This window comes from Cupriavidus sp. 01L415 (genome assembly GCF_056400065.1).
The window spans coordinates 875,466-900,843 of the sequence record NZ_JBFTSP010000001.1 but is presented as its reverse complement, the minus strand read 5'-3'; the positions used below and the strand labels follow the sequence as shown (position 1 = coordinate 900,843).

22 protein-coding genes and 2 pseudogenes are annotated in these 25,378 nt (G+C 66.6%); 18 read left to right on the top strand and 6 right to left on the bottom strand.

Annotation, left to right across the window (positions count from 1 at the left end; genetic code table 11):
• Nucleotides 1-107: 107 nt before the first annotated feature.
• Entirely contained in the window at nt 108-1,259 is a 1,152-nt protein-coding gene (locus AC1DOX_RS04150) for a hypothetical protein (RefSeq protein ID WP_441615297.1), read from the bottom strand.
• 102 nt (nt 1,260-1,361) lie between these two features.
• On the opposite strand from AC1DOX_RS04150, the gene AC1DOX_RS04145 reads away from it, so the two are divergent.
• From AC1DOX_RS04145 to AC1DOX_RS04125, 5 genes and pseudogenes are all read left to right on the top strand, one after another.
• Nucleotides 1,362-2,612 (top strand): lipoprotein-releasing ABC transporter permease subunit, encoded by a 1,251-nt coding sequence (locus AC1DOX_RS04145; RefSeq protein ID WP_441615295.1) that lies wholly within the window; start codon nt 1,362-1,364, stop codon nt 2,610-2,612.
• The gene (gene lolD / locus AC1DOX_RS04140; RefSeq protein WP_441615293.1) at nt 2,605-3,351 is read left to right on the top strand and encodes a lipoprotein-releasing ABC transporter ATP-binding protein LolD; all 747 of its coding nucleotides are present in this window, start codon (nt 2,605-2,607) and stop codon (nt 3,349-3,351) included. The genes AC1DOX_RS04145 and lolD overlap by 8 nt, the downstream gene beginning before the upstream one ends.
• A gap of 94 nt (nt 3,352-3,445) precedes the next feature.
• Nucleotides 3,446-4,273, top strand: a complete 828-nt coding sequence (locus AC1DOX_RS04135; RefSeq protein WP_441615291.1) for a TatD family hydrolase — start codon at nt 3,446-3,448, stop codon at nt 4,271-4,273.
• A 389-nt stretch (nt 4,274-4,662) separates the two neighbouring features.
• Nucleotides 4,663-4,947, top strand: a pseudogene (locus AC1DOX_RS04130) (hypothetical protein); the annotation flags it as partial.
• Between the two features lie 37 nt (nt 4,948-4,984).
• Nucleotides 4,985-5,455 (top strand): annotated as a pseudogene (locus tag AC1DOX_RS04125) (ComEC/Rec2 family competence protein); the annotation flags it as partial.
• A gap of 231 nt (nt 5,456-5,686) precedes the next feature.
• Here AC1DOX_RS04125 and AC1DOX_RS04120 read toward each other — a convergent pair.
• A complete protein-coding gene (locus AC1DOX_RS04120) occupies nt 5,687-6,769 on the bottom strand; it encodes a MurR/RpiR family transcriptional regulator (protein ID WP_441615289.1) in 1,083 nt (360 codons plus the stop codon).
• A 273-nt stretch (nt 6,770-7,042) separates the two neighbouring features.
• Here AC1DOX_RS04120 and edd point away from each other — a divergent pair, with 273 nt between their 5' ends.
• The 12 genes from edd to ftsB all read left to right on the top strand — a co-directional run bounded on the left by edd (nt 7,043) and on the right by ftsB (nt 20,259).
• Nucleotides 7,043-8,932 carry a phosphogluconate dehydratase gene (edd, locus tag AC1DOX_RS04115; RefSeq protein ID WP_477101312.1) on the top strand — a complete coding sequence of 630 codons (1,890 nt, stop codon included), beginning with the start codon at nt 7,043-7,045 and terminating at the stop codon, nt 8,930-8,932.
• Between the two features lie 146 nt (nt 8,933-9,078).
• Complete coding sequence (locus AC1DOX_RS04110) at nt 9,079-9,597, top strand: gluconokinase (protein ID WP_441615638.1); 519 nt, start codon at nt 9,079-9,081, stop codon at nt 9,595-9,597.
• 235 nt (nt 9,598-9,832) lie between these two features.
• Nucleotides 9,833-11,308, top strand: coding sequence for a circularly permuted type 2 ATP-grasp protein (locus AC1DOX_RS04105; protein WP_092138693.1), 1,476 nt, complete (start codon nt 9,833-9,835; stop codon nt 11,306-11,308).
• A 36-nt stretch (nt 11,309-11,344) separates the two neighbouring features.
• A complete protein-coding gene (locus tag AC1DOX_RS04100; RefSeq protein ID WP_441615285.1) occupies nt 11,345-12,298 on the top strand; it encodes an alpha-E domain-containing protein in 954 nt (317 codons plus the stop codon).
• A gap of 81 nt (nt 12,299-12,379) precedes the next feature.
• Entirely contained in the window at nt 12,380-13,213 is an 834-nt protein-coding gene (locus AC1DOX_RS04095; RefSeq protein ID WP_441615283.1) for a transglutaminase family protein, read from the top strand.
• 130 nt (nt 13,214-13,343) lie between these two features.
• Nucleotides 13,344-14,150 (top strand): proteasome-type protease, encoded by an 807-nt coding sequence (locus tag AC1DOX_RS04090; protein ID WP_176860999.1) that lies wholly within the window; start codon nt 13,344-13,346, stop codon nt 14,148-14,150.
• Nucleotides 14,151-14,277: 127 nt separating this feature from the next.
• Nucleotides 14,278-15,099, top strand: a complete 822-nt coding sequence (locus AC1DOX_RS04085) for an alpha/beta fold hydrolase (protein WP_441615280.1) — start codon at nt 14,278-14,280, stop codon at nt 15,097-15,099.
• Between the two features lie 220 nt (nt 15,100-15,319).
• On the top strand, nt 15,320-16,972 hold the full coding sequence (locus AC1DOX_RS04080; RefSeq protein ID WP_441615278.1) for a CTP synthase: 1,653 nt from the start codon (nt 15,320-15,322) through the stop codon (nt 16,970-16,972).
• Between the two features lie 23 nt (nt 16,973-16,995).
• The gene (gene kdsA, locus AC1DOX_RS04075) at nt 16,996-17,865 is read left to right on the top strand and encodes a 3-deoxy-8-phosphooctulonate synthase (protein WP_092138689.1); all 870 of its coding nucleotides are present in this window, start codon (nt 16,996-16,998) and stop codon (nt 17,863-17,865) included.
• Nucleotides 17,866-18,003: 138 nt separating this feature from the next.
• Nucleotides 18,004-18,294: a DUF1330 domain-containing protein gene (locus AC1DOX_RS04070; protein ID WP_441615276.1), complete on the top strand. Its 291-nt coding sequence runs from the start codon at nt 18,004-18,006 to the stop codon at nt 18,292-18,294.
• A 94-nt stretch (nt 18,295-18,388) separates the two neighbouring features.
• Nucleotides 18,389-19,678 (top strand): phosphopyruvate hydratase, encoded by a 1,290-nt coding sequence (gene eno / locus AC1DOX_RS04065; RefSeq protein ID WP_092138687.1) that lies wholly within the window; start codon nt 18,389-18,391, stop codon nt 19,676-19,678.
• Nucleotides 19,679-19,917: 239 nt separating this feature from the next.
• Nucleotides 19,918-20,259: a cell division protein FtsB gene (ftsB, locus tag AC1DOX_RS04060; protein WP_092138686.1), complete on the top strand. Its 342-nt coding sequence runs from the start codon at nt 19,918-19,920 to the stop codon at nt 20,257-20,259.
• 133 nt (nt 20,260-20,392) lie between these two features.
• Here ftsB and AC1DOX_RS04055 read toward each other — a convergent pair whose 3' ends face one another.
• From AC1DOX_RS04055 to AC1DOX_RS04045, 3 genes are all read right to left on the bottom strand, one after another.
• Nucleotides 20,393-20,719: a hypothetical protein gene (locus AC1DOX_RS04055; RefSeq protein ID WP_092138685.1), complete on the bottom strand. Its 327-nt coding sequence runs from the start codon at nt 20,717-20,719 to the stop codon at nt 20,393-20,395.
• Between the two features lie 184 nt (nt 20,720-20,903).
• Nucleotides 20,904-21,926, bottom strand: coding sequence for an Hsp33 family molecular chaperone HslO (gene hslO / locus AC1DOX_RS04050; protein WP_441615273.1), 1,023 nt, complete (start codon nt 21,924-21,926; stop codon nt 20,904-20,906).
• A gap of 64 nt (nt 21,927-21,990) precedes the next feature.
• Nucleotides 21,991-22,515 carry a gamma carbonic anhydrase family protein gene (locus AC1DOX_RS04045; RefSeq protein ID WP_092138683.1) on the bottom strand — a complete coding sequence of 175 codons (525 nt, stop codon included), beginning with the start codon at nt 22,513-22,515 and terminating at the stop codon, nt 21,991-21,993.
• A 126-nt stretch (nt 22,516-22,641) separates the two neighbouring features.
• Here AC1DOX_RS04045 and AC1DOX_RS04040 point away from each other — a divergent pair, with 126 nt between their 5' ends.
• The gene (locus tag AC1DOX_RS04040) at nt 22,642-23,526 is read left to right on the top strand and encodes a ferritin-like domain-containing protein (protein WP_441615270.1); all 885 of its coding nucleotides are present in this window, start codon (nt 22,642-22,644) and stop codon (nt 23,524-23,526) included.
• 72 nt (nt 23,527-23,598) lie between these two features.
• Here the strand turns inward: AC1DOX_RS04040 and AC1DOX_RS04035 are convergent, their stop codons facing one another.
• Nucleotides 23,599-25,323: an acetate--CoA ligase gene (locus AC1DOX_RS04035; protein WP_441615268.1), complete on the bottom strand. Its 1,725-nt coding sequence runs from the start codon at nt 25,321-25,323 to the stop codon at nt 23,599-23,601.
• Nucleotides 25,324-25,378: the final 55 nt, after the last annotated feature.

The following is a 25,378-nucleotide window of genomic DNA, read 5'->3' as shown; positions in this document are numbered from 1 at the left end:
CGTTCGAAACGGTTCTGCGATATTTGGGAGCGATGCGGGGGGGCGCGATGGCGGACGGGCGATGGCCGAGCGCTGGGCGACGGGCTCAGGCGGCCATCAGGCTGTCATCAGGCGGCCATCGCCAGATCGGACAGCAGCGCGCGCCAGTCGCCGCGCGGACCCAGGCCGCGCCAGAACTTGCGCAAGTCCCCGCGCCGCACGGTGAATTCGGCAAAATGATTCTCGCCGCCCAGCACCAGCGTGACCGCCTGAATCTTGCCGTCCGCCAGCGCGGCCAGCGCCGGCGCGAACCAATTGGCGTCAAGCGCGTGCATGTGCTCGATCCACAGGCCCCAGTCCTGGGCAATATGCGCTTCGGTGGCGGTGTCGAGCATCGCCAGCACATCGCCGTCGGTGTTCGCAATGTCCACAAAGCGTGCCGGTTGCCGGCCCAGGTGGCTGCCACCGGCCAACGCCAGGCCGGCCAGGAACGGGTCGTCGGTCAGCACGGTGCCGGCCAGGGGCTTCACGGGCACGCGTTTGCCGCCGCCGTGCAGCCAGACCGAATTGATCGGCAGTCGGCCCTCGGCCTCGCGGGCCTGGTTGACCGGGTGGTCGTGCCACGTCATCTGGATCTCGTTCTGGAGCCGCCGCCAATCGCGCACCCGCGCGCCGGCCTGCATCCAGATATCGATATTGCGGCCCGTGGCCCGCACTGGCGTGGTGGCGTCCAGGTCGCCAAACGTGGCTTCGGGCACATACCAGCGGGCGGGGTGGGGAGTGTCCAGCAGGATGCCGGATTCACTCAGCAGGTCTCCGATGGCGGCGCGAAGTGCTGCGGCCTCATCGGGGCGGATTTCCAGCTGGTCGGGATGCATCAGCACCAGGTGATCGCGCGCGGCGTGGATATGGACCGGCTGGAGGCAGGCCCAGGCCGGCTCGTCAATGGCCGCGCCGCCGCCGGCTCCGATATCATTCGTCCCCGCTGCGGCGTCCGCGGCATCGTGCCGCAGGTCGGCCAGCCGCATATAGGGCGCAGTCGGCACCTGCTTGGTGTCCAGGCCAGCCCGTCCGGCCAGCCAGCGTTCCTGCGGCAGGCTGCGCAGGAAGGGGTCGTCGTGCCGCTCGCGCGGGCCGGGGGTCGCGCGGGTCAGCAACTTTCCGAGCGCCGGCAACTCCAACTGCCGCAGCAGTGCGCCGGGCACGACATCGTCCGTGGCGTCGTCGCCGGCGCCGGGCGGGACGGAAAAGGGCACAATCAGGGTCAGGTGCGTCATCATGGTTGCCGAGATTGTAAACTTCCGGCTGGCCGGCGCCAGTTTTCCGTCACCCGACGGCCGAAGGCGGCCCACCGGCGCATCCCCCGAACAACAGGACTTCTCTTGAACTTTCCCTACGAGTGGCAGATCGGCTGGCGATATACCCGCGCAAGCAAGCGCGCCAGTCGCAACACGTTCATTTCGTTTATCTCGATGATCTCGATGCTGGGCATCGCGCTCGGCGTGGCAGCGCTGATCGTCGTGCTCTCGGTGATGAACGGCTTCCAGAAGGAAGTGCGAGACCGGATGCTGTCGGTCTTGTCGCACATCGAGGTCATCGGCCCGACGGCATTGCCGGACTGGCAGAAGACCGCCGCCGAAGCGATGCAGAACAAGGAAGTGATCGGCGCCGCGCCCTACGTGGCCGCGCAGGCCATGCTCACGCGCGAAGACGCCGTGCGCGGCGTGCTGCTGCGCGGGGTGGACCCTGCCGAGGAGCCGAAGGTCTCCGACATCGGCAATCAGTTCCGTGCCGGCAACATGAACGCGCTGGTGCCCGGTGGTTTCGGCATCGCGCTGGGCAATGAACTGGCCAATGCCATGGGCGTGCGCGTTGGCGACAAGGTCACGCTGGTGGCGCCGCAGGGCACCATCACCCCGGCCGGCGTGCTGCCACGGCTCAAGCAGTTCACCGTCGTTGGCGTGTTTTCCTCCGGTCACTATGAATTCGATAGCGCGCTGGCGCTGATCGACATCCAGGACGCCGAGACGCTGTTCCGCCAGCCCGGGCCCACCGGCGTGCGGCTCAAGCTGTCGGACATGCAGCGCGCCCCGCAGGTGGCCGAGGCCCTGGCTGGGACGATGACCGGCGACCTCTACCTGCGCGACTGGTCCAAGCAGAACCGCAACTGGTTTGCCGCCGTGCAGACCGAGAAGCGCATGATGTTCATCATCCTGACGCTGATCATCGCCGTGGCGGCTTTCAATCTGGTCTCCACGCTGGTCATGACGGTGACTGACAAGCAGGCGGACATCGCCATCCTCCGCACGATGGGCGCGCAGCCGCGCTCGATCATGAAGATCTTCATCGTGCAGGGCGTGGCCATCGGGTTTATCGGCACGCTGCTCGGCGTGCTGGGCGGCACGCTGATCGCGACCAATATCGACGTGATCGTGCCTTTCATCGAGCGGTTGCTGCACGTGCAGTTCCTGCCTAAAGACATCTACTTCATCAGCGAATTGCCCTCGGATCCCCGCGTGAACGACATCGCCACCATCGGCATCATCTCCTTCGTGCTGGCCACGCTGGCCACGATCTACCCCAGCTGGCGCGCCTCGCGCGTCAATCCGGCGGAGGCGCTGCGCTATGAGTGAGACCACGCTGCTCCAGGAAACCACGGTGCCGGGCGTGCCCGGATTGAAGGTGCAGTCCGGTACCCCGGTGCTGGTGGCCGAGGGCCTGACCAAGCGCTTCCACCAGGGCGGACTCGATGTCGAGGTGCTGCGCGGCGTCGACGTGCGCGTGGACGCAGGCGAGAAGGTCGCCATCGTCGGCGCGTCCGGCTCGGGCAAGTCCACGTTGCTTCACGTACTGGGCGGGCTCGACAACCCGGACGCCGGTCGGGTGGCGCTCCTCGGCAAGCCGTTCACGTCGCTGCGCGAAAGTGAACGCAATATCGTCCGCAACCGCGCGCTGGGCTTTGTGTACCAGTTCCACCACCTATTGCCGGAGTTCACCGCGCTCGATAACGTAGCCATGCCGATGCGCATCCGCGGCCTGAAGGAGCATGAGGCGCGCGCCGCCGCGCAGGCCATGCTCGACCGCGTGGGTCTCGGTGGCCGCGCGAAACACCGGCCCGGCGAGCTGTCCGGCGGCGAGCGCCAGCGCGTGGCCGTCGCGCGTGCGCTGGTTGGCCAGCCGGCCTGCGTGCTGGCTGACGAGCCGACCGGCAACCTCGACGACCACACCGCGGGCGGCGTGTATGACCTGATGCTGGAACTGTCGCAGACACTTGGCACGAGCTTCGTCATCGTCACCCACGACCAGGATCTGGCTGGGCGATGCGACCGCGTGCTGCGCCTGCGCGACGGGCACCTGCATCGCGAGCGCTGACCGGTTTGCCTTGATCGGCCACTTTTCCCGTTACGACTTATCCCGCTAGTTTTCCTGACCATTTTTCCGTCACCTCACCGGCCACGCCCCCGCCATGTGGATCGATACCCACTGCCATCTTGACGCCAGCGAATTCGATGACGACCGCGACCGCGTGACGGCGGCCGCCCTCGAGGCAGGGGTGTCCGGCATCGTGCTGCCCGCCGTGGCCGTTTCCAATTTCGACGCCGTGCGCGCGCTGGCCGGCAACGGCTCGCATTGCGTCTATGCGCTCGGCATCCACCCGCTCTGCTCGCCGGGCGCGGGGCAGTCCGACGTGGACGAGCTGCGGCGCCAGGTGGCGATGTCGATGGACGACCCACGCTTTGTGGCCATCGGCGAGATTGGCCTCGACTTCTTCGTCCCGGGGCTGGACGCCGCCCACCAGACCTGGCTTTACGCCGAACAACTCAAGGTCGCGCGCGAGTTCGACCTGCCGGTGCTGCTGCACGTGCGCAAGTCTCAGGACCAGGTGTACGCGCAACTGCGCCGGGTGGGCGTCCGGCAGGGCATCGCGCACGCCTTCAACGGCAGCCACGAGCAGGCACGCCGTTTTGTCGATCACGGCATGAAGCTCGGCTTCGGCGGCAACCTGACCTTCAGTCGCGCACGACAGATCCGCCGGCTGGCCACGGACTTGCCGCTCGAGAGCCTCGTGCTGGAAACCGACGCGCCCGATATCGCGCCGGCCTGGCTATCCGACGACCAGTTCGGCGAGCAGCACAAGGCCCGCAACACGCCGGGCGAGGTGGCGGGCGTGGCGCGCGTGCTGGGCGAGCTGCGCGGCCTGCCCGAGCGTGCGCTGGCCGACATCATGTGGTGCAATTCGGTGGCCGCGCTGCCACGGCTGGCGACGTTTGCCGACATCATGGCCCCGCGCTGAACGGCGGCACAAGACCTCCGTCGCCGATTTAACCATCTGCCACACAAGCGTATCCGTCGGACACGTTTGACCCCATTCCTTCGCTGTACAAATACACCATCGGAGTTGAGTGCCGGGAGGTGCGATGCGTGCTGTGCTGCTGGCTTTCGTGGCCTGCTGCTGGCTGCTCCAGCAGCAGGCCGCGTTGCCGGCGTGGTGGTCGTGGGCGAGTGCAGTGGGCGGGGTGGGTGTGTGGTGGGCAGCGTGTTGGCGGAGGGTGGGGCCACGGGGTGAGTGTGGCCCGGCATTGACGCCATGGGATATGCGGGCGGCGGTGGTGGTCATGGCGATGGTGGCCGGGTTCGGATGGGGTGCGTGGTGTGCGGAAGCCCGGCTTGGGGACTGGCTCCATGCTGCGCTGGCGGAACGGGATATTTCGGTCGAGGGCGTCGTGGCGGACTGCCGGATATGGCCGAGTATGGCGCACGATTTCTTTTCATGCCTACGGGGGGGGCAATCAATCAGGTAGAGCGGCGGGTATGAAGGCACGTACGGCGTCAGGTACGGCGGCAGGTATGGTGGGACCGGACGGCGAGGAACCGGTGCGCTTGCCGGAGCGTTCGCTCCTGAGCTGGCGCGAGCCGCCCGAAGCGCTGCAGCCGGGACAGCGCTACCGACTGATCGTGCGGCTGCGCCGGCCGCGCGGACTGGCCAATCCGCACGGGTTTGACTATGCATACTGGCTACTGGCGGCCGGGTGGGCGCGACAGGACACGTCCGCCATGCGGTGCCCATCGTGGAGGCGACACCGTCCATGCAGGCGCCGATGCCATTGGCGATTCGCACGACGCATGGCGTGCCCGGCTGCGCGACCATCTTCGTGCGGCGCTGCCGGACGAGGCGCGATTTGGCGCGGTCCTGACGGCGCTGGTGGTCGGCGATCAGCACGGCATCGCACAGGCCGACTGGGAGGTTTTCCGACGTACAGGGATTGCGCATCTGGTCAGCATCTCCGGGCTGCACATCACGATGATCTCAGGTGCGTTGGGGGCGTTGGCGCATCGTTTGTGGGCGCACTCATTCGGCCTCGGGCGGTACTTGGGGCGGCCACTGCCGCTGATCTGGCCCGCCCAACAGGCGGCATTGGTTGCGGCGGTGCTGGCAGCGCTCGGGTACGGGCTGATTGCCGGCATGCAGATTCCGGCGCTACGCACGGCAACGATGCTGGCCGTCGCCGCGCTGGCGCTTTGGGTTGGTCGTGCGCCGCCGGCATCGGTCGTGCCGTCACGGTTGTCACGCGCGGCCGGCACCATATTGTGTCGACGTACCGGCAGCAGGTGCGCCGGTACTGGCGCGATGCGCCCCCGGCGCCGCGCTAGGGGCGTCATCAGGTGCTCGCAGCGGCCAGCGGGATGTCTTGTGCAAAGCCCGAGATCAGCGCGTCGTCTGCTTGCGCGTGCGGCGTGGGGCGGTGCTGGCTCCCACGGCGCTGGCGCCAACTGTGCGACTGCGGGCGTCAGCGGTCCTGATCGCCTTGCCGGGAGCGGCGGCGGAACGGCCGGTTCGAGATGGCGCGGATGCGGTGGTCGACGCGGTGGTAGCTGTGTTGGTTGAAGCGGAATCCCGCGCAGTGCTTGCCGCAACGCCGGCTGCCTCCTGCGGTGCGAGTTGGGCCGGTTCCGCGCCGGCAATACGGCGCTCGCGCAGATGCGCCTTGGCGCGTTGCAGTCCGGCGGCCACCGCGTCTGCGCGTTCGAGCGCCACGCCGGCCGCGAGAACGTCGCCGAGCACCAGGTGGCAGATGCGCGAGGTCATCGGCGTGTAGACCTCGCTGTCTTCTTCCACGTCGGAGAACACGCAGACGTCGGCCAGACGGGCCAGCGGAGATCCGCTGTGCGTGAGCGCCAGCACGCTGGCGCCACTGGCGCGGGCGAGCGTGGCGGCAGTCAGCATGTCCCAGGTGCGGCCGCTGTTGGAGACCAGCACGGCCACGTCGCCCGGCCGCAGCAGCGCGGCGGACATGCTGAAGACGTGCGAATCGGAATAGGCCGTGGTGGGAATGCCGAGGCGGAAGAACTTGTGCTGGATGTCCAGTGCGACGATGCCGGAATTGCCGCAGCCGTAGAACTCGATGCGGCGCGCGCTGGCCAGCAGCCGGATGCCGTGCTCGATCTGGTCTGCGGACAGCGCGTTGCGGACGCTCATCAACGTGGCAATGGTGCGGTCAAAGACCTTGCCGGCGATGTCGGCGGGGCGGTCGTCTGCCTTCACATCCTGATGCACGAATGGCGTGCCGCCGCCGACGTTCTGCGCAAACTGAAGCTTGAATTCCTTGAAGCCGTCATAACCGAGTGCCGCGCAGAAGCGCGCGATGGTCGGTTGCGAGACGCCCGCGCGCTCCGCCAGTTCCGGCATCGACAGACGGATCACGCTGGCGCCGTGCCGGGCGACGTAGTCGGCAAGGCGACGTTCGGAGGGGCGGAGCGTGTCATAGACGGCAAGAATTCGGTCGCGCATGGTCGGGTCGTGCAGGGTGTCGGGCTGGGCTGGCCATCGTATGCGGCCATGACCGGGGTTCTGAAAGTGTAGAGATTCTACACAGAATGGCATTTGATCTGAGGCGGTTTGGCGGGTTGAGATACCTAGGACTTTCCCGAATTTGCGGGCGCTACGTCATATTTTCGGGGAAACGAACTTCCGGCGTCGCTTGGGCCGTGGATATAATGTAGAAAATCTACAGATCGGGTGGCTGTTCTTGCCGCCCGGCGCCCCACCAGGAACATAGCCGCCATGTCCCAAGCCGTTCACGCCGAGGTATCTGCCGTTACGCAACGCATCATCGAACGCAGCCGTGCCAGCCGCGCCGCCTATCTCGCCCGGTGCGAGCGGGCGCAGCAGGAACTCGGGCCGCTGCGCGGGATGTCCTGTGCCAACCTGGCGCACGGTTACGCCGCGTTGCCCGCCGACGACAAGCTCAAGCTGCGCGTCGAGCATGCCCCGAACCTCGGCATCGTCACCGCCTACAACGACATGCTGTCGGCGCACCAGCCGTACGAGCGCTACCCTGCCGTGATCCGCGAGGCCGCGCGCGCCGTGGGTGGCGTGGCGCAGGTGGCGGGCGGCGTGCCGGCTATGTGCGATGGCATCACGCAGGGCAATGCGGGCATGGAGTTGTCGCTGTTTTCGCGCGACGCCATCGCCATGGGCACCGCGGTTGCGCTGTCGCACAACACGTTCGACGCAGCCCTGATGCTTGGCGTCTGCGACAAGATCGTGCCGGGCCTGCTGATGGGCGCGCTGCAGTTCGGGCATCTGCCGATCGTGTTCGTGCCGGCCGGTCCGATGGCTTCGGGCCTGTCGAACAAGGAAAAGGCGCGCGTGCGCCAGCTCTATGCCACGGGCCAGGTGGGCCGCGACGCGCTGCTGGAAGCCGAGTGCGCCGCCTATCACGGTGCTGGCACCTGCACGTTCTACGGCACCGCCAACAGCAACCAGTTCCTGATGGAAATCATGGGCCTGCACCTGCCGGGCTCGGCTTTCGTGCATCCGGACAGCGGCCTGCGCGATGCGCTGACGGTGGCGGCGGCTCAGCGTGCGCTGGCGCTGATCGCACGTGGCAAAGAGTACACGCCGCTCGCCAGGATCGTCGACGAGCGCGCCGTCGTCAACGCGATGGTCGGCCTGCTCTCCACGGGCGGTTCCACCAACCACACGATCCACTTGGTGGCCATGGCCCGCTCGGCTGGCATCGTCATCGACTGGAATGATTTCGACCGCCTGTCCGCCGTGACGCCGTTGCTGGCGCGCGTCTACCCGAATGGCTCGGCTGACGTGAACCACTTCCACGCCGCTGGTGGCGTGGCCTACGTCATTGGCCAATTGCTTGAGGCCGGCCTGCTGCACGAGGATGTGCAGACGGTCGCCGGTCCGGGCCTGGCGCGCTATACGGAGGAGCCGGTGATGACCGACGGCGCCCTGCGCTGGCGCGCCGGCCCGACCACGAGTGGCGATACCGCCGTGCTGGCCCCGGCATCCGCACCGTTCTCGGCGGAAGGCGGCCTGCGGCTGATGGCCGGCAATCTCGGGCGCGGCATGATCAAGGTTTCGGCCGTGGCGGACGAACACCGCGTAGTGGAAGCCCCGGCACGCGTCTTCGATTCCCAGGAAGCGCTGCAGGCGGCCTTTGAGGGTGGCGAGCTGGATCGCGACGTCATTGCGGTAGTGCGTTTCCAGGGGCCGAATGCCAATGGCATGCCGGAGCTGCACCGCCTGACGCCCGCGCTGGGCGCGCTCCAGGACGCGGGCCACAAGGTGGCGCTGGTGACCGACGGCCGTATGTCGGGCGCGTCCGGCAAGGTGCCGGCCGTGATTCACGTCGGCCCCGAAGCGCTGGCCGGCGGCCCGCTCGCGCGGGTGCGCGATGGCGACGTGATCCGTGTGGATGCCGTCGCCGGCACGCTGGAATGGCTTGGCGATGCGGCGGCACAGGCCGAGTTTGCCGCGCGCACACCGGTCGCGGCGCCGGTCGATGACTTCTCGCGCTTCAGCATGGGCCGTGGGCTGTTCGGCCTGTTCCGGCGACATGCCCGCATTGCGGAGGAGGGCGGCAGCGCCATGGACCTGTCCGAGGCCGATGCTGCAGTGCCCGCTGTCCAAACAGCAGGACAAGTCGCACAATAGCCGGGCGCTCAGTCCCGTTTTCCGATTTCTCGTATTCCCTTGGGGCGCGGATGTTGCCCCAAGGGCACCTTCGCGCCACTTTCCGTGCGCTCGAAGGCTACCGACAAGGATGGCACCACCATCCGACCATGATCGACGGAGCAGACATGATCTATATCCTGATGGGCGTTTCCGGCAGCGGCAAGAGCACGGTGGGCGAGATGCTGGCCGGCCGCCTGCATTGTGGCTTCCACGATGCCGATGCCTTCCACAGCGACGCCAACAAGGCGAAGATGCAAGCCGGCATTCCCCTGACTGACGAGGATCGCTGGCCGTGGCTGAGTGCCATGCGCGCGGCCATCGACGCCGCCCGTGCCGAGGGACGGACCCATGTGTTCACCTGTTCGGCGCTGCGCCAGGCCTACCGGGACCGCCTGACGCCGCCCGACGGCGGTGTGACCTTCGTCTTCATGAAGGGCGACGCGGCGACGATCGGCGGCCGGCTGTCGGCGCGCACCGACCATTTCTTCAACCCGGCGCTGCTGCAGAGCCAGTTCGAAACGCTGGAGGAACCGCAGGACGCGTTGGTGCTGGACATCCGCCGTACCCCCGAGGCGCTGGTGCAAGACATCCTGGACGAATGCCCGCCGGCATCCACGGACTGCGCTGACAAGCCGTCGCGCTGATCGCCGCCCCCCGGATTGCAGCACCCCGGCCAGGCGGCGAGGCATCGCCTGGCAAACATCTTGCTAGAACCGTTTCACGTGCCGGCGCACGCGCATCCCTTGCGGGTTTTGCCGGTACGGATATGCTGAAAGAGCCAACTCGACAGGCATCGATAAACGGGCAGCCGGCCCGCCGGTGAAGGGAAACCGGGAGGCGGCAGGCGGCAGGCGCCCATTTCACGAAGGAGCGGCCATCATGGCGGCGCGGTTTTTCGACGAGATGCTGGAAGGGCGAGACGACGGAGTGGTGGCGGCCATCGAGGCCGGGCACGCACTGCCATCAGGGGCGGTCCGGGCCCACTACCGGAGTTTTTCGGAATGGCTGGGCCGACAGTCCGTCGCGACGATGGACAACAAGCGCGCGGAGGCGGACCTGATCTTCCGGCGCGTGGGCATCACCTTCGCCGTCTATGGCGACAAGGACGAGTCCAACAGCGGCACGGAGCGGACCATTCCGTTCGACGTGATTCCGCGCATCTTTCCGGCCAGCGAATGGGCGACGCTCGAACGCGGCTTGCGGCAGCGCGTGGCGGCGCTGAACCGCTTCATCCATGACATTTACCACGGCCAGGACATCATCCGCGCCGGCGTGATCCCGCCAGACCAGATCTACAACAATGCCCAGTACCGGCCGGAGATGCTCGGCGTCGACGTGCCGCGCGACATCTACGCCCACGTGGCGGGCATCGACGTGGTGCGCGCGGGCGAGGGCGAGTTCTACGTGCTGGAGGACAACCTGCGTGTGCCGTCCGGGGTGTCGTACATGCTGGAAAACCGCAAGATGATGATGCGGCTGTTCCCGGATCTGTTCGCCCGCAATCGTGTGGCGCCGGTCGCGCACTATCCCGACCTGCTGCTGGACATGCTGCGCAGCGTGTCGCCGCAGAATATCTCCGACCCTACCGTGGTGGTGCTGACGCCGGGCATGTACAACTCCGCGTACTTCGAGCACGCCTTCCTGGCGCAGCAGATGGGCGTGGAGCTGGTGGAGGGCAGCGACCTCTTCGTCGAGGACGACCACCTCTACATGCGCACCACGCAAGGTCCGCAACGCATCGACGTGATCTACCGGCGCGTGGATGACGACTTCCTGGACCCGCTGGCGTTCCGGCCCGATTCCTCGCTGGGCGCGGCCGGGCTGCTGTCCGTCTACCGGGCGGGCAACGTGACGATCAGCAATGCCATCGGCACGGGCGTGGCGGATGACAAGTCGATCTATCCATACGTGCCGGACATGATTCGCTTCTACCTGGGCGAGGAGGCCATTCTCTCGAACGTGCCGACCTACATGTGCCGGCGCCCCGACGACCTGCAGTACGTGCTGGACCACATGGAAGACCTGGTGGTCAAGGAAACCCACGGCGCCGGCGGCTACGGCATGCTCGTGGGGCCGGCGGCCACGCGCGCCGAGATCGACCAGTTCCGCGAGGTGGTGAAGTCGCGCCCCGAGCAGTACATCGCGCAGCCCACGCTGGCGTTGTCCACGTGCCCGACCTATGTGGAATCCGGCATCGCGCCGCGCCACATCGACCTGCGGCCTTTCGTGCTGTCGGGCAAGGAGGTGCGCATGGTGCCGGGCGGCCTGACCCGCGTGGCGCTGCGTGAAGGGTCCCTGGTCGTGAACTCCTCGCAAGGGGGCGGCACCAAGGACACCTGGGTGCTGGAACGCTGAGTCGACTGTGAACGCTGATCGCCGGGAGAAACCATCATGCTGAGCCGTACCGCCGACCACCTGTTCTGGATGGCACGCTACACCGAGCGCGCGGAAAACACCGCGCGCATGCTCGACGTCAACTACCAGACCTCGCTGCTGCCGCAGTCCGCCGAGGTGGCGGAGCAGGGCTGGTGGGCGATGCTCGATATTTCCGAACTGACGCAGGCCTTCGACAACAAGTACGGGCTGCTGCACCGTGACGATGTGATCGACTTCATGGTGCGGGACATGACCAACCCGTCGTCGATCATGAGCTGCCTGCGCGCGGCGCGCGAAAACGCCCGCGCGGTGCGGGGCTCGCTGACGACCGAGGTCTGGGAGACGCTGAACACCACCTGGCTGGATGTGCAGCGCATCATCGCCGATGGCGAACTGCACGAGGACCCGTCGCGTTTCTTCGAGTGGGTCAAGTTCCGCTCGCACCTGGCGCGTGGCGTGCAGTTCGGCACCATGCTCAAGGACGACTCGTTCCACTTCATGCGCCTGGGCACGTTCCTGGAGCGTGCGGACAATACCGCGCGGATCCTCGACGTGAAGTTCCAGGCGTCGGGCAGCGATGACAGCGACCCCAACCGCGAGCAGAACGACTTCTACCACTGGGCGGCCGTCCTGCGTTCCGTGTCGGGATTCGAGGTCTATCGCAAGATCTACCGCGCCGTGATCACGCCCCAGCGCGTGGCGGAGCTGCTGATCCTGCGGCCGGACATGCCGCGATCCCTGGTCTCCAGCCTTGACGAGGTGGTGGCGATCCTGGCGCTGGTCGCCAACCAGCAGTCGTCGGAGACCGAGCGCCAGGCTGGTAAACTCCACGCCGACCTGAAATACGCGCGCATCGACGACATCTTCGCCGTCGGCCTGCACGCCTTCCTGACCAGCTTCCTGGAACGCATCGGCGATCTCGGCAACGGTATCAGCCGGGACTTCCTCGTCCCGCTGCTGGCTGCCTAGCCGGGTGCGCGGCGCGTCACGTTGCCCGAGTCCGTGGCGCGTGACGGGCCGGGCGACGGTCGCCGCGGCGTGCCCCTTATCGTGAAATACCAGATTCATCACAAGACCGTCTACCGCTACGCCGAACCGGTCCGCCGCAGCGTGCACGAGCTGCGCCTGGCGCCCCGCTCGGGGCCGCTGCAATCCGTGCAGGCGTGGAGCTTGTCCGCGCCTGGCAGCCTGTCCGAAGCCCGGGACGGCTTCGGCAACATCATTCACAACTTCACGCTGGCTGGCCCGGCCCGCACCATCGCGATTACCGCCACCGGCGAGGTGGAAGTGATGTCGACGCAATCCGGTGACGCTGGCGGCCATCACGCCTTTCACGATTTGCCCGATGCCGGCGAGTCGCGCGTGTCGCCGCTGTACTTCGCGGGCAGCACGGCGTTGACCCATGCGCCGGCCGACATGCAGGCGTTTGCGGCACCCTTTCTCTCCGCAGGGCACGCGGTGCCGGCACTGCTGGCGCTGGCCGACGGCATCGCCGGCCGCGTCGGCTACAAGGCCAACACCACCGACGTGGCGACCACGGCCGCGGACGCCTTCCGCCTGGGCAGCGGGGTCTGCCAGGACCAGGCGCAGGTGATGGTGGCTGCCTGCCGCGCATTCGGTATTCCCGCCCGCTATGTCAGTGGTTACTTCTACGATCCGGCTGCTACCGAGTTGGCCAGCCACGCCTGGGCCGACGTCTGCCTGGACGCCGGGCGCGCGCTCTGGTGCAGCATCGACGTGACGCACCGTTGCCTGACCGATGGCCGCCATGTACGCCTTGCCGTGGGGCGCGACTACGCGTCGGCGGCACCAATCCGGGGCATTGTGGAGGGCGGCGCAGGCGAAACCATGGAAGTCGACATCGCCATCACCCCGCTGGCCTGAGCGATCGTGCGCCCCCGGCGCCGGTCGTGGCATTCAAACGGTGCGTGCGGGCCCCGCCCGGGGCGCTAGAATGCAAGCTTGCCCTGCGTCGCCGTCCTCTGGCGAGCCGCGAAAACCAACATCACATCTCATGACGTACTGCGTAGCCATGCGGCTGGATGCCGGCCTGGTATTTCTGTCCGATTCCCGTACCAACGCCGGCGTGGATGCCATTTCCATCGCCCGCAAGATGACCGTGTTCGAAGAACCGGGCGACCGCGTGATGGTGCTGCTGACCGCCGGCAACCTGGCGATCAGCCAGTCCGTGCGGCAATGCCTGGTCGAAGGCCGTGACGAGAAGCGGTCGCTGTGGACCGCGCGCGACATGTTCGAGGCCGCATCGATCGTCGGTGACGCCGTCCGCACCGTGCACAAGCGCGACGCCCATGCGCTGCGCGACGCGGGCATCGAGTTCAATGTCAGCCTGATTTTCGGCGGCCAGATTCGCGGCGAGCGCACGCGCCTGTTCAATATCTATGCGGCCGGCAATTTCGTCGAAGCCACGCCGGAGACCTGCTACTTCCAGATTGGCGAGGCGAAGTACGGCAAGCCGATCATCGACCGCGTGGTATCGCCGTCGCTGCCGCTGGGCGAGGCCGCCAAATGCGCGCTGATCTCGATGGATTCCACGCTGAAGTCGAATATTTCGGTGGGCTTGCCGCTGGACCTGCTGGTCTATGAGGGCGACTCGCTGCAGGTGACGCGCTTCGTCAACATCGATGAGAAGAACGCGTACTTCCGCATGATCCGCGACACCTGGGGGCAGCGTCTGCGCCAGGTGTTCGGCGAGATCTGCAACCCGGAGTGGGACGCCAGCCAGCCGGCGGAGTTTCCGCTCGCGCGCGACGAGGCGGACCGCTGGGGCCAGCCGGTCCGCGCCCGGCACGATCGCGGCTGATCGGGGTCGATCGGGCCGCACCGCCGCAGGTTGTCGGCGCGGCGGCACCCCGGCGCCGCTATCGCCTTCATAAGCCCCCGTTTCCCATATCGTTCAACGCAGTCGACTTTCATTCGAGGACGCCGCAATGCGCGACATCCTGCTGTTCTCCCATGCCAACGGGTTTCCGGTGCGCACGTATCGCAAGCTGTTCGGCGCGCTGGAAGATGAATTCGAGATTCACGCAGTGGAGCGCTTTGGCCACGATCCGAAGTACCCCGTCACGCGCGAGTGGCCGCACCTGGTGGACGAACTGCTTGGCCAGCTGGACCAGGCGGGCCGCGAGGGTGCCGATCCCAGGCAGGTCTGGCTGGTCGGTCATTCGCTGGGCGGCTTCCTGTCGCTGATGGCCTCGCTGCGCCGGCCTGCGCGCGTGCGCGGCGTGGTCATGCTCGATTCGCCAATCATCGCCGGCTGGCGCGCATCGCTGCTCCGGGCGTCCCAGATCTTCGGACTCGACGAGAAGCCGGGGCCGGCGGCGGTCACCAAGAAGCGTCGCACGCACTGGCCCGATGCCGAGGCTGTCTGGAGCCATTTTCAGTCAAAGAAGAACTTCGCGATCTGGGACCCCGAGGTGTTGCGCGACTACACCGAGCACGGCACGGAGCCGACCGGCCGCGCGGCGGAACGCAAGCTGCGCTTCGACCGCGAGGTGGAGTACCAGATCTATCGCACGCTGCCGACCAGTCTCGGACGCAAGGTGGCACGCGGCTCGCCGGTGCCGGTCGGGTTTATCGCCGGCACGCGTTCGCGCGAGGTGAGGCAGGCCGGACTGGGCGCGACGCGGCGGCTGGTGGGCGAGCGCCTGCGCTTCATCGAGGGTGGCCATCTCTATCCCATGGAGAAGCCGCTGGAGACGGCGGACCTGGTGCGCGACCTGATCGGGACGATGCGGCGGGACGGGCGGTAAGGCGGGAAGGAAAGGCCGGAGGGTAAGGCAGGCGGCAGGGCGCGGGGCGGCGGCGATTCTGGCTGCGCCTTGGGTCGTGGCAGGCGGGCAGTGGCCATCGGCGCCCGCCGGTGCGGCGGAAGCGTCGCAACCGCGGGGTTGCACCCGGTTGTCACAATTTCCGGGTCCGCGCGAAACGGGCTCTCATGTATAATCCCGATTTCCCCGGCAAGCTCGGTTTATGACCAAATTCGTCTTCGTCACCGGTGGCGTCGTCTCTTCTCTCGGCAAGGGCATCGCTGCTGCTTCGCTCGCGGCCATTCTCGAGTCGCGCGGCCTCAAAGTCACCCTCCTCAAGCTCGATCCCTACATCAACGTCGACCCCGGCACGATGAGCCCTTTCCAGCATGGCGAGGTGTTCGTGACCGAGGATGGCGCTGAAACCGACCTGGATCTGGGTCACTATGAGCGCTTCGTATCGGCCAAGATGCGGAAGTCGAACAACTTCACGACCGGCCAGATCTACGAATCCGTAATCCGCAAGGAACGCCGCGGCGAGTACCTCGGCAAGACCGTGCAGGTCATTCCCCACATCACCAACGAAATCCAGGCCTTCGTGGAACGCGGCGCCGCCGCTTCGCATGACGGCAAGGCCGACGTGGCCCTGGTGGAAATCGGTGGCACGGTGGGCGACATCGAATCGCTGCCGTTCCTGGAAGCCGCGCGCCAGATGAGCCTGCGTATGGGCCGCAATCACTGCGCGTTCGTGCACCTGACGCTGGTGCCGTTCATCGCCAGCGCCGGCGAGCTCAAGACCAAGCCGACCCAGCACTCGGTGCAGAAGCTGCGCGAAATCGGCATCTCGCCGACGGCGCTGCTGTGCCGCGCCGATCGTCCGATCCCGGATGACGAGCGCGCCAAGATTTCCCTGTTTGCGAACATTCCGCAGGAAGCCGTGATTTCGGTGTGGGACGCGGACAGCATCTACAAGATCCCGCAGATGCTCAACGAGCAGGGCCTGGACCGCCTGATCTGCGAGGAGCTGCGCCTGGATCCCAAGCCGGCCGACCTGTCGATGTGGCAGAAGCTGGTCAACGCGCAGGAAAACCCCGAGCACGAGATCACGATCGGCATGGTCGGCAAGTACGTCGACCTGACGGAATCGTACAAGTCCCTGATCGAGGCGCTGCGTCACGCCGGCATGCACACCGCCACGCGTGTGAACATCGAATACATCGATTCGGAAGAACTGGAGTCGGGTCACCTGGAAGTCCTGCAGCCGCTGGACGCGATCCTGGTGCCGGGCGGCTTCGGCAAGCGCGGCACGGAAGGCAAGATTCGCGCGATCCAGTATGCCCGCGAGAACAAGGTTCCGTACCTAGGCATCTGCCTGGGCATGCAGCTGGCCGTGATCGAGTTCGCGCGTCACGTGGCCAACATGAACGACGCCAACTCGACTGAGTTCAACGTGGAAACCGAACACCCGGTGGTCGCGCTGATCACCGAGTGGGTGGACCGCGAAGGCCGCGTCGAGCAGCGTTCGGCCGATTCCGACCTGGGCGGCACGATGCGCCTGGGCGCCCAGCGCGTGCCGGTCAAGTCGGGCACCAAGGCCGGTCAGATCTATGGCGCGGAAGTCAACGAGCGTCACCGCCACCGTTACGAAGTCAACAACCACTACGTGCCGATGCTGGAAAACGCCGGCATGGTGATCTCGGCCCGCACCCCGACGGAAAACCTGCCGGAGATGATGGAGCTGCCCGAGTCCCTGCACCCGTGGTTCGTTGGCGTGCAGTTCCACCCGGAATTCACGTCCACGCCGCGTGATGGCCATCCGCTGTTCAAGGCCTACGTGGAAGCCGCGCTGGCCAGCCAGCAGTGCAAGGGCGCCTGAGCCCGCGGACGAAGGAGTCAGCCATGAAACTGTGTGGATTCGACGTCGGCCTCGACAAGCCGTTCTTCCTGATTGCCGGTCCGTGCGTGATCGAGTCCGAGCAGATGGCGCTGGACACGGCCGGAGAGCTGAAGGCGATCACGGCCGAACTGGGCATCCCGTTCATCTACAAGTCGTCGTTCGACAAGGCCAACCGGTCGTCGGGCAAGTCGTTCCGCGGCCTCGGCATGGAGCGCGGCCTCGAGATCCTGGCGACCGTGAAGCGCGAAATCGGCGTGCCGGTGCTGACCGACATCCACGAGATCGACGAGATCAAGCCCGTCGCCGCCGTGGTGGACGTGCTGCAGACGCCGGCGTTCCTGTGCCGCCAGACGGATTTCATCCGTGCCTGCGCCCAGAGCGGCCGGCCGGTGAACATCAAGAAGGGCCAGTTCCTGGCGCCGCACGACATGAAGAACGTGATCGACAAGGCGCGCGACGCGGCTCGCGAGGCCGGTCTGCCAGACGACGTGTTCATGGCCTGCGAGCGTGGTGTCTCCTTCGGGTACAACAACCTCGTGTCCGACATGCGATCGCTGGCGATCATGCGCGAAACCGGCGCGCCGGTCGTGTTTGATGCCACCCACTCGGTGCAGCTGCCCGGCGGGCAGGGCACCAGTTCGGGCGGCCAGCGCGAGTTTGTGCCGGTGCTGTCGCGTGCCGCGGTGGCTACCGGCGTGTCGGGTCTCTTCATGGAGACGCACCCGGACCCGAGCAAGGCGATGTCGGATGGCCCCAACGCCGTGCCGCTGTCGCGCATGAAGGAACTGCTGAGCGTGCTGAAGGACCTGGATACCCTGGTCAAGCGCGCCGGCTTCCTGGAAGATAATTTCGGCTGGCCGGCCTGCGCCTGAGCCTGTCGTGGCACCCGCCGCCCGCGTCACCCGCGGGCGGTGTCGCTTCCGGTACCCGCTTCTGGCACCGTTTCTGGCGATGCTTCAAGTGATGACGTACCGTATCGAAAGACAATACAAAAGATTCGGAGATAACGCATGGCCGCCGGCTATATCATCGCGTACGTCGATGTGACAGATCCCCAGCAGTACGAGCAGTACAAGGTGCTTTCCACGCGGGCCATGCAGGCCAACGGCGCAGAGGTGCTGGTGCGTGGCGGCAAGACCGAGCGGCTCGAGGGCGATTGGGCGCCCACGCGCGTCGTGTTGCTGAAGTTCGAGAGCTACGCGGCCGCCAAGGCCTTCTACGACAGCGAGGAATACCTGGCCGCGCGCAAGTCGCGCGAGCACGCCGCGAAGATGAACATGATCGTCGTCGAGGGCGCCTGACATCATCGCCAGGCCCCTTGGGGTGCGACCGGCGCGCCCCGCTTCTGATGTAATGGCCGCAAAGCAGCAAGATTCAACAGTCCAGAGAGGAAATATGAGTGCAATCGTAGATATCATCGGTCGCGAAGTTCTCGACTCGCGCGGCAATCCCACCGTCGAATGCGACGTGCTGCTGGAATCCGGCGTGATGGGCCGCGCCGCCGTGCCGTCGGGTGCATCGACGGGCTCGCGCGAAGCCATCGAATTGCGTGACGGCGACAAGTCGCGCTACCTGGGCAAGGGCGTGCTGAAGGCCGTCGAGCACATCAACACCGAGATCTCCGAGGCGATCATGGGCCTGGACGCCTCCGAGCAGGCCTTCCTGGACCGCACCCTGATCGACCTGGATGGCACCGAGAACAAGGGCCGTCTGGGCGCCAACGCCATGCTGGCCGTGTCGATGGCCGTGGCCAAGGCCGCTGCCGAGGAAGCCGGCCTGCCGCTGTACCGCTACTTCGGCGGTTCGGGCGCCATGCAGATGCCGGTGCCGATGATGAACATCGTCAACGGTGGCGCGCACGCCAACAACAGCCTGGACATCCAGGAATTCATGATCATGCCGGTGTCGCAGACGAGCTTCCGTGAAGCCCTGCGTTGCGGCGCGGAAGTGTTCCACGCACTGAAGAAGATCCTGGCCGACAAGGGCATGTCCACCGCCGTGGGCGACGAAGGCGGCTTCGCGCCGAATTTCTCGTCGAACGAGGAATGCCTGAACACCGTGGTGCAGGCCATCGAGAAGGCTGGCTACAAGGCCGGCGAAGACGTGCTGCTGGCGCTGGACTGCGCCGCGAGCGAGTTCTACCACGAGGCCGAGGACGTCTACCAGCTGGAGGGTGAAGGCCTGAAGCTGTCGTCGACGCAGTTTGCCGACTACCTGGCCAACCTGTGCGACAAGTTCCCGATCGTGTCGATCGAGGACGGCATGGCCGAAGGCGACTGGGACGGCTGGAAGACGCTGACTGAGAAGCTGGGTACCCGCGTGCAGCTGGTGGGTGACGACCTGTTCGTGACCAACACCAAGATCCTGAAGGAAGGCATCGAGCGCGGCATCGGCAATTCGATCCTCATCAAGATCAACCAGATCGGCACGCTGACGGAGACGTTCGCCGCCATCGAAATGGCCAAGCGCGCCGGTTACACGGCTGTGATCTCGCACCGTTCGGGCGAGACCGAGGACAGCACGATCGCCGACATCGCTGTGGGCACCAACGCTGGCCAGATCAAGACCGGTTCGCTGTCGCGTTCGGACCGTATCTCGAAGTACAACCAGCTGCTGCGCATCGAGGAAGATCTGGGCGACATCGCCACGTACCCGGGCAAGAGCGCGTTCTACAACCTGCGCTAAGTCCAGCATCAGGGAAGGCTGAAAAAGGCGCCGCACCGGCATTCCGGGCGGCGCCTTTTTCTATGGCGCGGTCGCCACGGTCGAGCGTCCGCGCGCGCCGAGTTGCGTTTTGTATTGTCTTTTGTTTTGCAATCTTCGGCCGCATGGGAGATCATTGGTCCCGGTTGTCCGCCGGACCGCTGCCAATCGGATATTTCCGGCCCCGCTTGGCCTTTGCTTCCTAGCGCCCCCTTGCCCCGATGCGCCTGATTTCCCTGCTGTTGTTCGTGCTGCTGCTCGCCATTCAGTACCCGCTCTGGCTGGGAAAAGGCGGCTGGTTGCGCGTCTGGGATCTCAACCGCCAGGTGCAGGACCAAACCACGCACAATCAGGCGCTCAAGCTGCGCAATGCCAAGCTTGAAGGGGAAGTGAAGGATCTTCAGGATGGCACCGGCGCCATCGAGGAACGTGCCCGCTATGAGCTGGGCATGGTGAAGGAAGGCGAGGTGTTCGTGCAGTTTGTGGCCCCGGCCCCGAAGGTCAGCGCCACGCCACCGCTACCGCCCCCAGCCAATTCGGTAGCCGGCAAGGGCGGCCACTAAGAGGCTGTTTCAAAACGAAGCGAAGCGGTCCTGGCTAGACGCGCGGCCGCAGACAGTACAAGTAGTACGGCAAGGCCGCGCAACGACGCCAGGATCTTTTTGAAACGGCCTCTAAGAGGCGCTACCGGTCCGGTTACCACCAGTACGGATAGCCGCCCCAGCCCCAGTATCCGGGGCTTCCCACGCTGACGCTGCCCCCCCAGCGGCCTCCGCCCCATCCTCCGTAGAACAGACTCCAGCTCGTATTCGGGTAGGCGTAGGCCGCCCGCGCCCAGGCTTCTGCCTGTTGCTGCTGGGCAATTGCCGATTCCTGCTCACGCAGCACCTGCTGGTTCAGCTCGGCGAGCTTCTGCCCATCTTCGGGCGTGATCGGCGCTGGCGGGATGGCGTTGGGCGCCAGCCGGGCGGTCATCGGCGATCCGTTGAAGTCGCGCGGCAGGTCCGCCGCGCAGCCCGCCATCAGGGCGCCGGCCAGTGCCGCGACGCCGGCCAGTGCGGTACCGCGCAGGCGTGGAGAAAGTCGGGAAGAGCGGGGAGGGGGGGAAGAGCGCGTGGGCGTGCACATATCAGCCTCCGATGAAATCCGGTGCCATGAAACCATGCCATTGGACCCGTCCCGCCACGCGCTCGGTTCCGCACCGTGCTCAGTGGTGCTGATGGGCCCCGTCGCCCGCGCCGGTGGCCACGGGCGCGGTGAACAGTTGCGCACTATCGACCGGATCGAACTCGTAGCGCTGGCCGCAGAAGTCGCAATGGATTTCCACATGGCCGCGCTCGGCGATGATGCTTTCCACCTCGGCCTGCCCCAGCGACTGCAGCATGCCCGCCACCTTGGCGCGCGAGCACGAGCATTGGAAATGCGGCGTGAGCGGATCGAACACGCGCAGGCCCGTAGCTTGCAGATCTTCCCAGAACAGGCGGCGCAGCAGCGTGTCCGGCGATTCGGCAAGCAGTTCCTCGTCCTTCAGCGTGGCGCCGAGCTGGCACGCGCGGTCCCAGGTGTCCAGGTCCTGCGCACGGCCTTCGTCGCCCAGCGGCGCGCCGGTCTCGCCGACCTGTGCCGGCTGGTTGCCCTGGCCCTCCATCGTGCCGCCATACGACGGCAGCTTCTGCAGCAGCATGCCCGCCGCGACCTGGTCGTTCGAGGCCAGCCACAGGCGCGTGTCGAGCTGTTCGGACGCCTGCATGTAATGCTCCAGCACGGCCCCCATCGTCGCCAGCGGGCCGTGTTCGTCCGACAGCGGCACGATGCCCTGGTACGCCTGCTGGCCCGGCAGCTTGTCCTGCGGATCCAGCGTGATGGCAAAGCGGCCGTGGCCGTGGACGTTGACCAGCTGCGTGAGCGTGGCGTCATCGGCGATGTCCGCGCCTTCGGCAATCTTGGCCGTGGCGCGCATCGAGAGGTCGGACAGGCACTCGACGACCAGCATTCTCACCGGGCCATCGCCATGCAGTTGCATCACCAGCGCGCCATTGAACTTGAGGTTGGCCGAAAGCAGCGCCGCGGCCGCCATCATCTCGCCCAGCAGGCGCCGCACCGGTGCCGGGTAGGCGTGGCGGTTCAGCACCTCTTGCCAGGTGGCCTCCATGCGGACCAGCTCGCCGCGCACAGGTGCCGCGTCGAACAGGAATTTCTGGAGAAGGTCGGGATTGGAGGATGCGGTCACGGTCGTAATCAGTCGGTCAGTCGGTTGGGCTGGCGGGCAAACGCGCCAGCCAGCCGGTCTTTCATCAGTCAATACGCTTCAGTTCGGTCTTGTACATGGCCTGCCGTTTCGCATACGTTTCCGCGTTGCGGTACAGGTTGGCCACGTCGGCATCGGTCAGCTCGCGCACCACCTTGGCCGGTGCGCCGAGGATCAGCGAACGATCCGGGAACACCTTGTTTTCGGTCACCACGGCGCCGGCGCCCACCAGGCATTCCTTGCCGATCACGGCGCCGTTCAGCACCACGGCCTGGATGCCGATCAGCGAGCCTTCGCCCACCGTGCAGCCGTGCAGCATGGCCTGGTGGCCAACCGACACCTTGTCGCCCAGCGTCAGCGGGCGGCCCGGGTCGGTATGCAGCACGGAGCCTTCCTGGATGTTGGTGTCCTCGCCCACCACGATCGGTTCGTTATCGCCACGGATCACCACGCCGGGCCACGCGCTGGCGCGCGCCTTGAGCGTCACGTTGCCGATGACGGTGGCTTCCGCCGCCACATAGGCGTCGTGGTGGATGGTCGGGGCGATGTCGCCGAGCTGGTAAAGCGCCATGAGGTCTCCTGCCTGAAGCAATTTTGGGTAATTGGGGGTGGCCGTCGCGAATAAAAGAGCACGTGTGATGCGCCGGGAGCGGGCCCGGCCAGGCTCTACAATGGCGGCAGCCGAGATTTTACGCCTATGCCAGCCATCGTACCCGCCGCAGATTCACACGATTCGCCACGTTTGCCGCACTTGCCACGCTTGACGCGTCAAGGCGCGCTCGACGTCCTGTGCATGACCGATGCCAGGGCCAAGGCGACCGCCGCGCGGGCCCTGTACGCGGCAGTGCTGGCGGACGGGGATGGCAAGGGGGATGGCGGGGCGGATACCGCGGCGATCCTGGCTGCCGATCCGGCGTTGCCCCTGCCGGGCCGGCCCGCGCACCCGGAGCTGGTGCCGCCGCAGAAGGTGGAGCGGCGCCGGTCGCTGCGTACCGATGCCGGCCGCGCGGCGATGATTCACGCGCTTTGCCATATCGAATTCAACGCGATCAACCTCGCGCTCGATGCCGTCTGGCGCTTCGCCGGCATGCCGCCGGGGTTCTACCGCGACTGGTTGCGCGTGGCCGACGAGGAAGCGCTGCATTTCACGCTGCTGGCCGACCATCTGGGTACGCTGGGTGCCGCCTACGGCGATTTTCCGGCCCACAACAGCCTCTGGGAAATGGCCGACAAGACCGCTGGCGACGTACTGGCGCGCATGGCGCTGGTGCCGCGTACCCTGGAGGCGCGTGGGCTCGACGCCTCGCCGCCGGTCCGGGCGAAGCTGGCCGAGGCGGGCGACGAGGCCGCCGCCGCGATCATCGACATCATCCTGCGCGACGAGGTGGGCCACGTGGCCATCGGCAACCACTGGTACCGCTGGCTGTGCGCGCAGCGTGGGCTGGACCCGGTGGCCACCTATGCCGCGCTGGCCGAGCAATACCGCGCGCCGAAGCTGCGCGGCCCGTTCAATCTCGACGCCCGCCGTGCGGCGGGATTCGACGAGGAGGAACTGGCCTGGCTGGAGGCGTCGGCGGGCTGAGCCGCAGATCCACCATAAGCCACCTTGAGCCGCGTTACGCTGGCTCGAGCTGCCCAGGGCCAGTCCCGGGCATCAGGCCTTGCTGCCGGCCTTTTCCTGTTCCATCAGCCGCAACACCCGCCGCTGGATCTTGCCGGTCGTCGTCATCGGCAACTGGTCGATGAATTCGATCGCCTTCGGATACTCATACGGTGCCAGCTGCCCGCGCACGTGCTGCTGCAGTTCGGCCACCAGCGCGGCGTCGCGGTCGTTCGACCGCGTCACCGACGCTGTCAGCACGATGAATGCCTTGACGATGGCGCCCCGCTCGGGGTCCGGCGATGGCACCACGGCGCAGTTGGATACCGCCGGATGCTTGAGCAGGCAGTTCTCGATCTCGCTCGGCCCGATCCGGTAGCCGGACGACTTGAACACGTCATCGGCGCGACCCTGGTACCACAGGTAGCCGTCCGCATCCATGCGCGCCAGGTCGCCGGTGCGGCACCAGCGCAGCCCGTCGGATTCCGTGTACTTGCCTGCGGTCGCCGCGTCGTTCTTCCAGTAGCCAAGGAAGAACACCGGATCCGGATGGCCGTGGATGTCGGTGGCGCAGACCGCCACCTCACCGTCCTCGCCCGGCGGGCACTGCCTGCCCTCGTCGTCGATCACGGCCACGCGGTGACCGGGGTAGGGGCGCCCCATCGATCCCGGTCGCGCAGGCCATCCAAGCCGGCTGTCGTCGTACTGTGCGGTGCAGTTGCCGACGATGTAGTTGATCTCAGTCTGGCCAAACATCTCGTTGACGATCACGCCCAGCGCATCGCGGCACCAGCTGAACACGGTTTCGCCAACGGCTTCGCCCGCGCTCATGATCGCGCGCAGCCTGAGGTCGTAGCGTCCGGCGGGATCCGGGCACGCCTTCATCATCTGCTTGAGCGCGGTCGGGAACAGGAACGTGTTGGTGATCTCGTAGCGCTCCAGCAACTCGAACGCGCGCTCGGCGGAAAAGCGGCCCTGGTAGCCGAGGATGGGTTTGCCGAAATACAGCGCCGGCATCAGTGCGTCCCACAGGCCGCCGGTCCACGCCCAGTCCGCCGGGCTCCAGAACACGTCGCGATCCTGCGGATACCAGTTCTGCGAACACACGAAGCCGGTCAGGTTGCCGATCAACGCGCGGTGCGGAATCAGCGCACCCTTGGGTGGGCCAGTGGTGCCGCTGGTGTAGATCAGCACCGCGCCCTCGTCGGCCTTGGTCTGTTCGGCCGTGAAGGTGGGCAACTGGGCGGCCAGCAGGGCGTCGAAGTCCAGGTCGGCGCGGCCCGTGGCTTCCCCGGCGCCGATGATCGTCTGCAGCGTCGGGCAGTCGGGACGGGCGGCCAGCAGGTTGTCGATCGACGTTTCATCGGCAATCGCCACGCGTGTTTCGCTGTGGTCGATGCGGTAGGACAGCGCTTCCGGCCCGAACAGCATCGACAGCGGCATCGCCACGGCGCCGAGCTGGTAGACCGCCATGCCGGCGATCACGGTTTCGATGCGCTGTGGCATGACGATGGCCACGCGATCCCCGCGCTGCACGCCAAGTTCGCGCAAGGCGCGTGACAGACGGTTGGCCTCGGCCTGGATATGCGCGTAGGAGTAGGACGCGCGGCGGCCGTCCTCATGCTCCGTATAGACCGCGATGCGGTCCATGGTCGCCGGGTCGCGCGCCCAGCGGCCGCAGCACACCTCGGCCAGGTTGAACCATTCGGGCACGTTCCAGCGGAACGAATCATGCAGCGCGCGATAGTCGTCGCGCCGGGTTGCCGGCAAGGCGGTCATCCAGTTGTCTCCGATGTTTTGCATCGTCCTGCCTGCCACGTGGCTATAATGCCCA

What these genes read in the sequence shown, in the direction of transcription:
- AC1DOX_RS04150 (WP_441615297.1), bottom strand. Translation starts at nt 1,259, where the DNA reads ATGATGACGCACCTGACCCTGATTGTGCCCTTTTCCGTCCCGCCCGGC.
- lolD (WP_441615293.1), top strand. Translation starts at nt 2,605, where the DNA reads ATGAGTGAGACCACGCTGCTCCAGGAAACCACGGTGCCGGGCGTGCCC.
- AC1DOX_RS04135 (WP_441615291.1), top strand. Translation starts at nt 3,446, where the DNA reads ATGTGGATCGATACCCACTGCCATCTTGACGCCAGCGAATTCGATGAC.
- AC1DOX_RS04120 (WP_441615289.1), bottom strand. Translation starts at nt 6,769, where the DNA reads ATGCGCGACCGAATTCTTGCCGTCTATGACACGCTCCGCCCCTCCGAA.
- edd (WP_477101312.1), top strand. Translation starts at nt 7,043, where the DNA reads ATGTCCCAAGCCGTTCACGCCGAGGTATCTGCCGTTACGCAACGCATC.
- AC1DOX_RS04110 (WP_441615638.1), top strand. Translation starts at nt 9,079, where the DNA reads ATGATCTATATCCTGATGGGCGTTTCCGGCAGCGGCAAGAGCACGGTG.
- AC1DOX_RS04105 (WP_092138693.1), top strand. Translation starts at nt 9,833, where the DNA reads ATGGCGGCGCGGTTTTTCGACGAGATGCTGGAAGGGCGAGACGACGGA.
- AC1DOX_RS04100 (WP_441615285.1), top strand. Translation starts at nt 11,345, where the DNA reads ATGCTGAGCCGTACCGCCGACCACCTGTTCTGGATGGCACGCTACACC.
- AC1DOX_RS04090 (WP_176860999.1), top strand. Translation starts at nt 13,344, where the DNA reads ATGACGTACTGCGTAGCCATGCGGCTGGATGCCGGCCTGGTATTTCTG.
- AC1DOX_RS04085 (WP_441615280.1), top strand. Translation starts at nt 14,278, where the DNA reads ATGCGCGACATCCTGCTGTTCTCCCATGCCAACGGGTTTCCGGTGCGC.
- AC1DOX_RS04080 (WP_441615278.1), top strand. Translation starts at nt 15,320, where the DNA reads ATGACCAAATTCGTCTTCGTCACCGGTGGCGTCGTCTCTTCTCTCGGC.
- kdsA (WP_092138689.1), top strand. Translation starts at nt 16,996, where the DNA reads ATGAAACTGTGTGGATTCGACGTCGGCCTCGACAAGCCGTTCTTCCTG.
- AC1DOX_RS04070 (WP_441615276.1), top strand. Translation starts at nt 18,004, where the DNA reads ATGGCCGCCGGCTATATCATCGCGTACGTCGATGTGACAGATCCCCAG.
- eno (WP_092138687.1), top strand. Translation starts at nt 18,389, where the DNA reads ATGAGTGCAATCGTAGATATCATCGGTCGCGAAGTTCTCGACTCGCGC.
- ftsB (WP_092138686.1), top strand. Translation starts at nt 19,918, where the DNA reads ATGCGCCTGATTTCCCTGCTGTTGTTCGTGCTGCTGCTCGCCATTCAG.
- AC1DOX_RS04055 (WP_092138685.1), bottom strand. Translation starts at nt 20,719, where the DNA reads ATGGCGGGCTGCGCGGCGGACCTGCCGCGCGACTTCAACGGATCGCCG.
- AC1DOX_RS04045 (WP_092138683.1), bottom strand. Translation starts at nt 22,515, where the DNA reads ATGGCGCTTTACCAGCTCGGCGACATCGCCCCGACCATCCACCACGAC.
- AC1DOX_RS04040 (WP_441615270.1), top strand. Translation starts at nt 22,642, where the DNA reads ATGCCAGCCATCGTACCCGCCGCAGATTCACACGATTCGCCACGTTTG.
- AC1DOX_RS04035 (WP_441615268.1), bottom strand. Translation starts at nt 25,323, where the DNA reads ATGACCGCCTTGCCGGCAACCCGGCGCGACGACTATCGCGCGCTGCAT.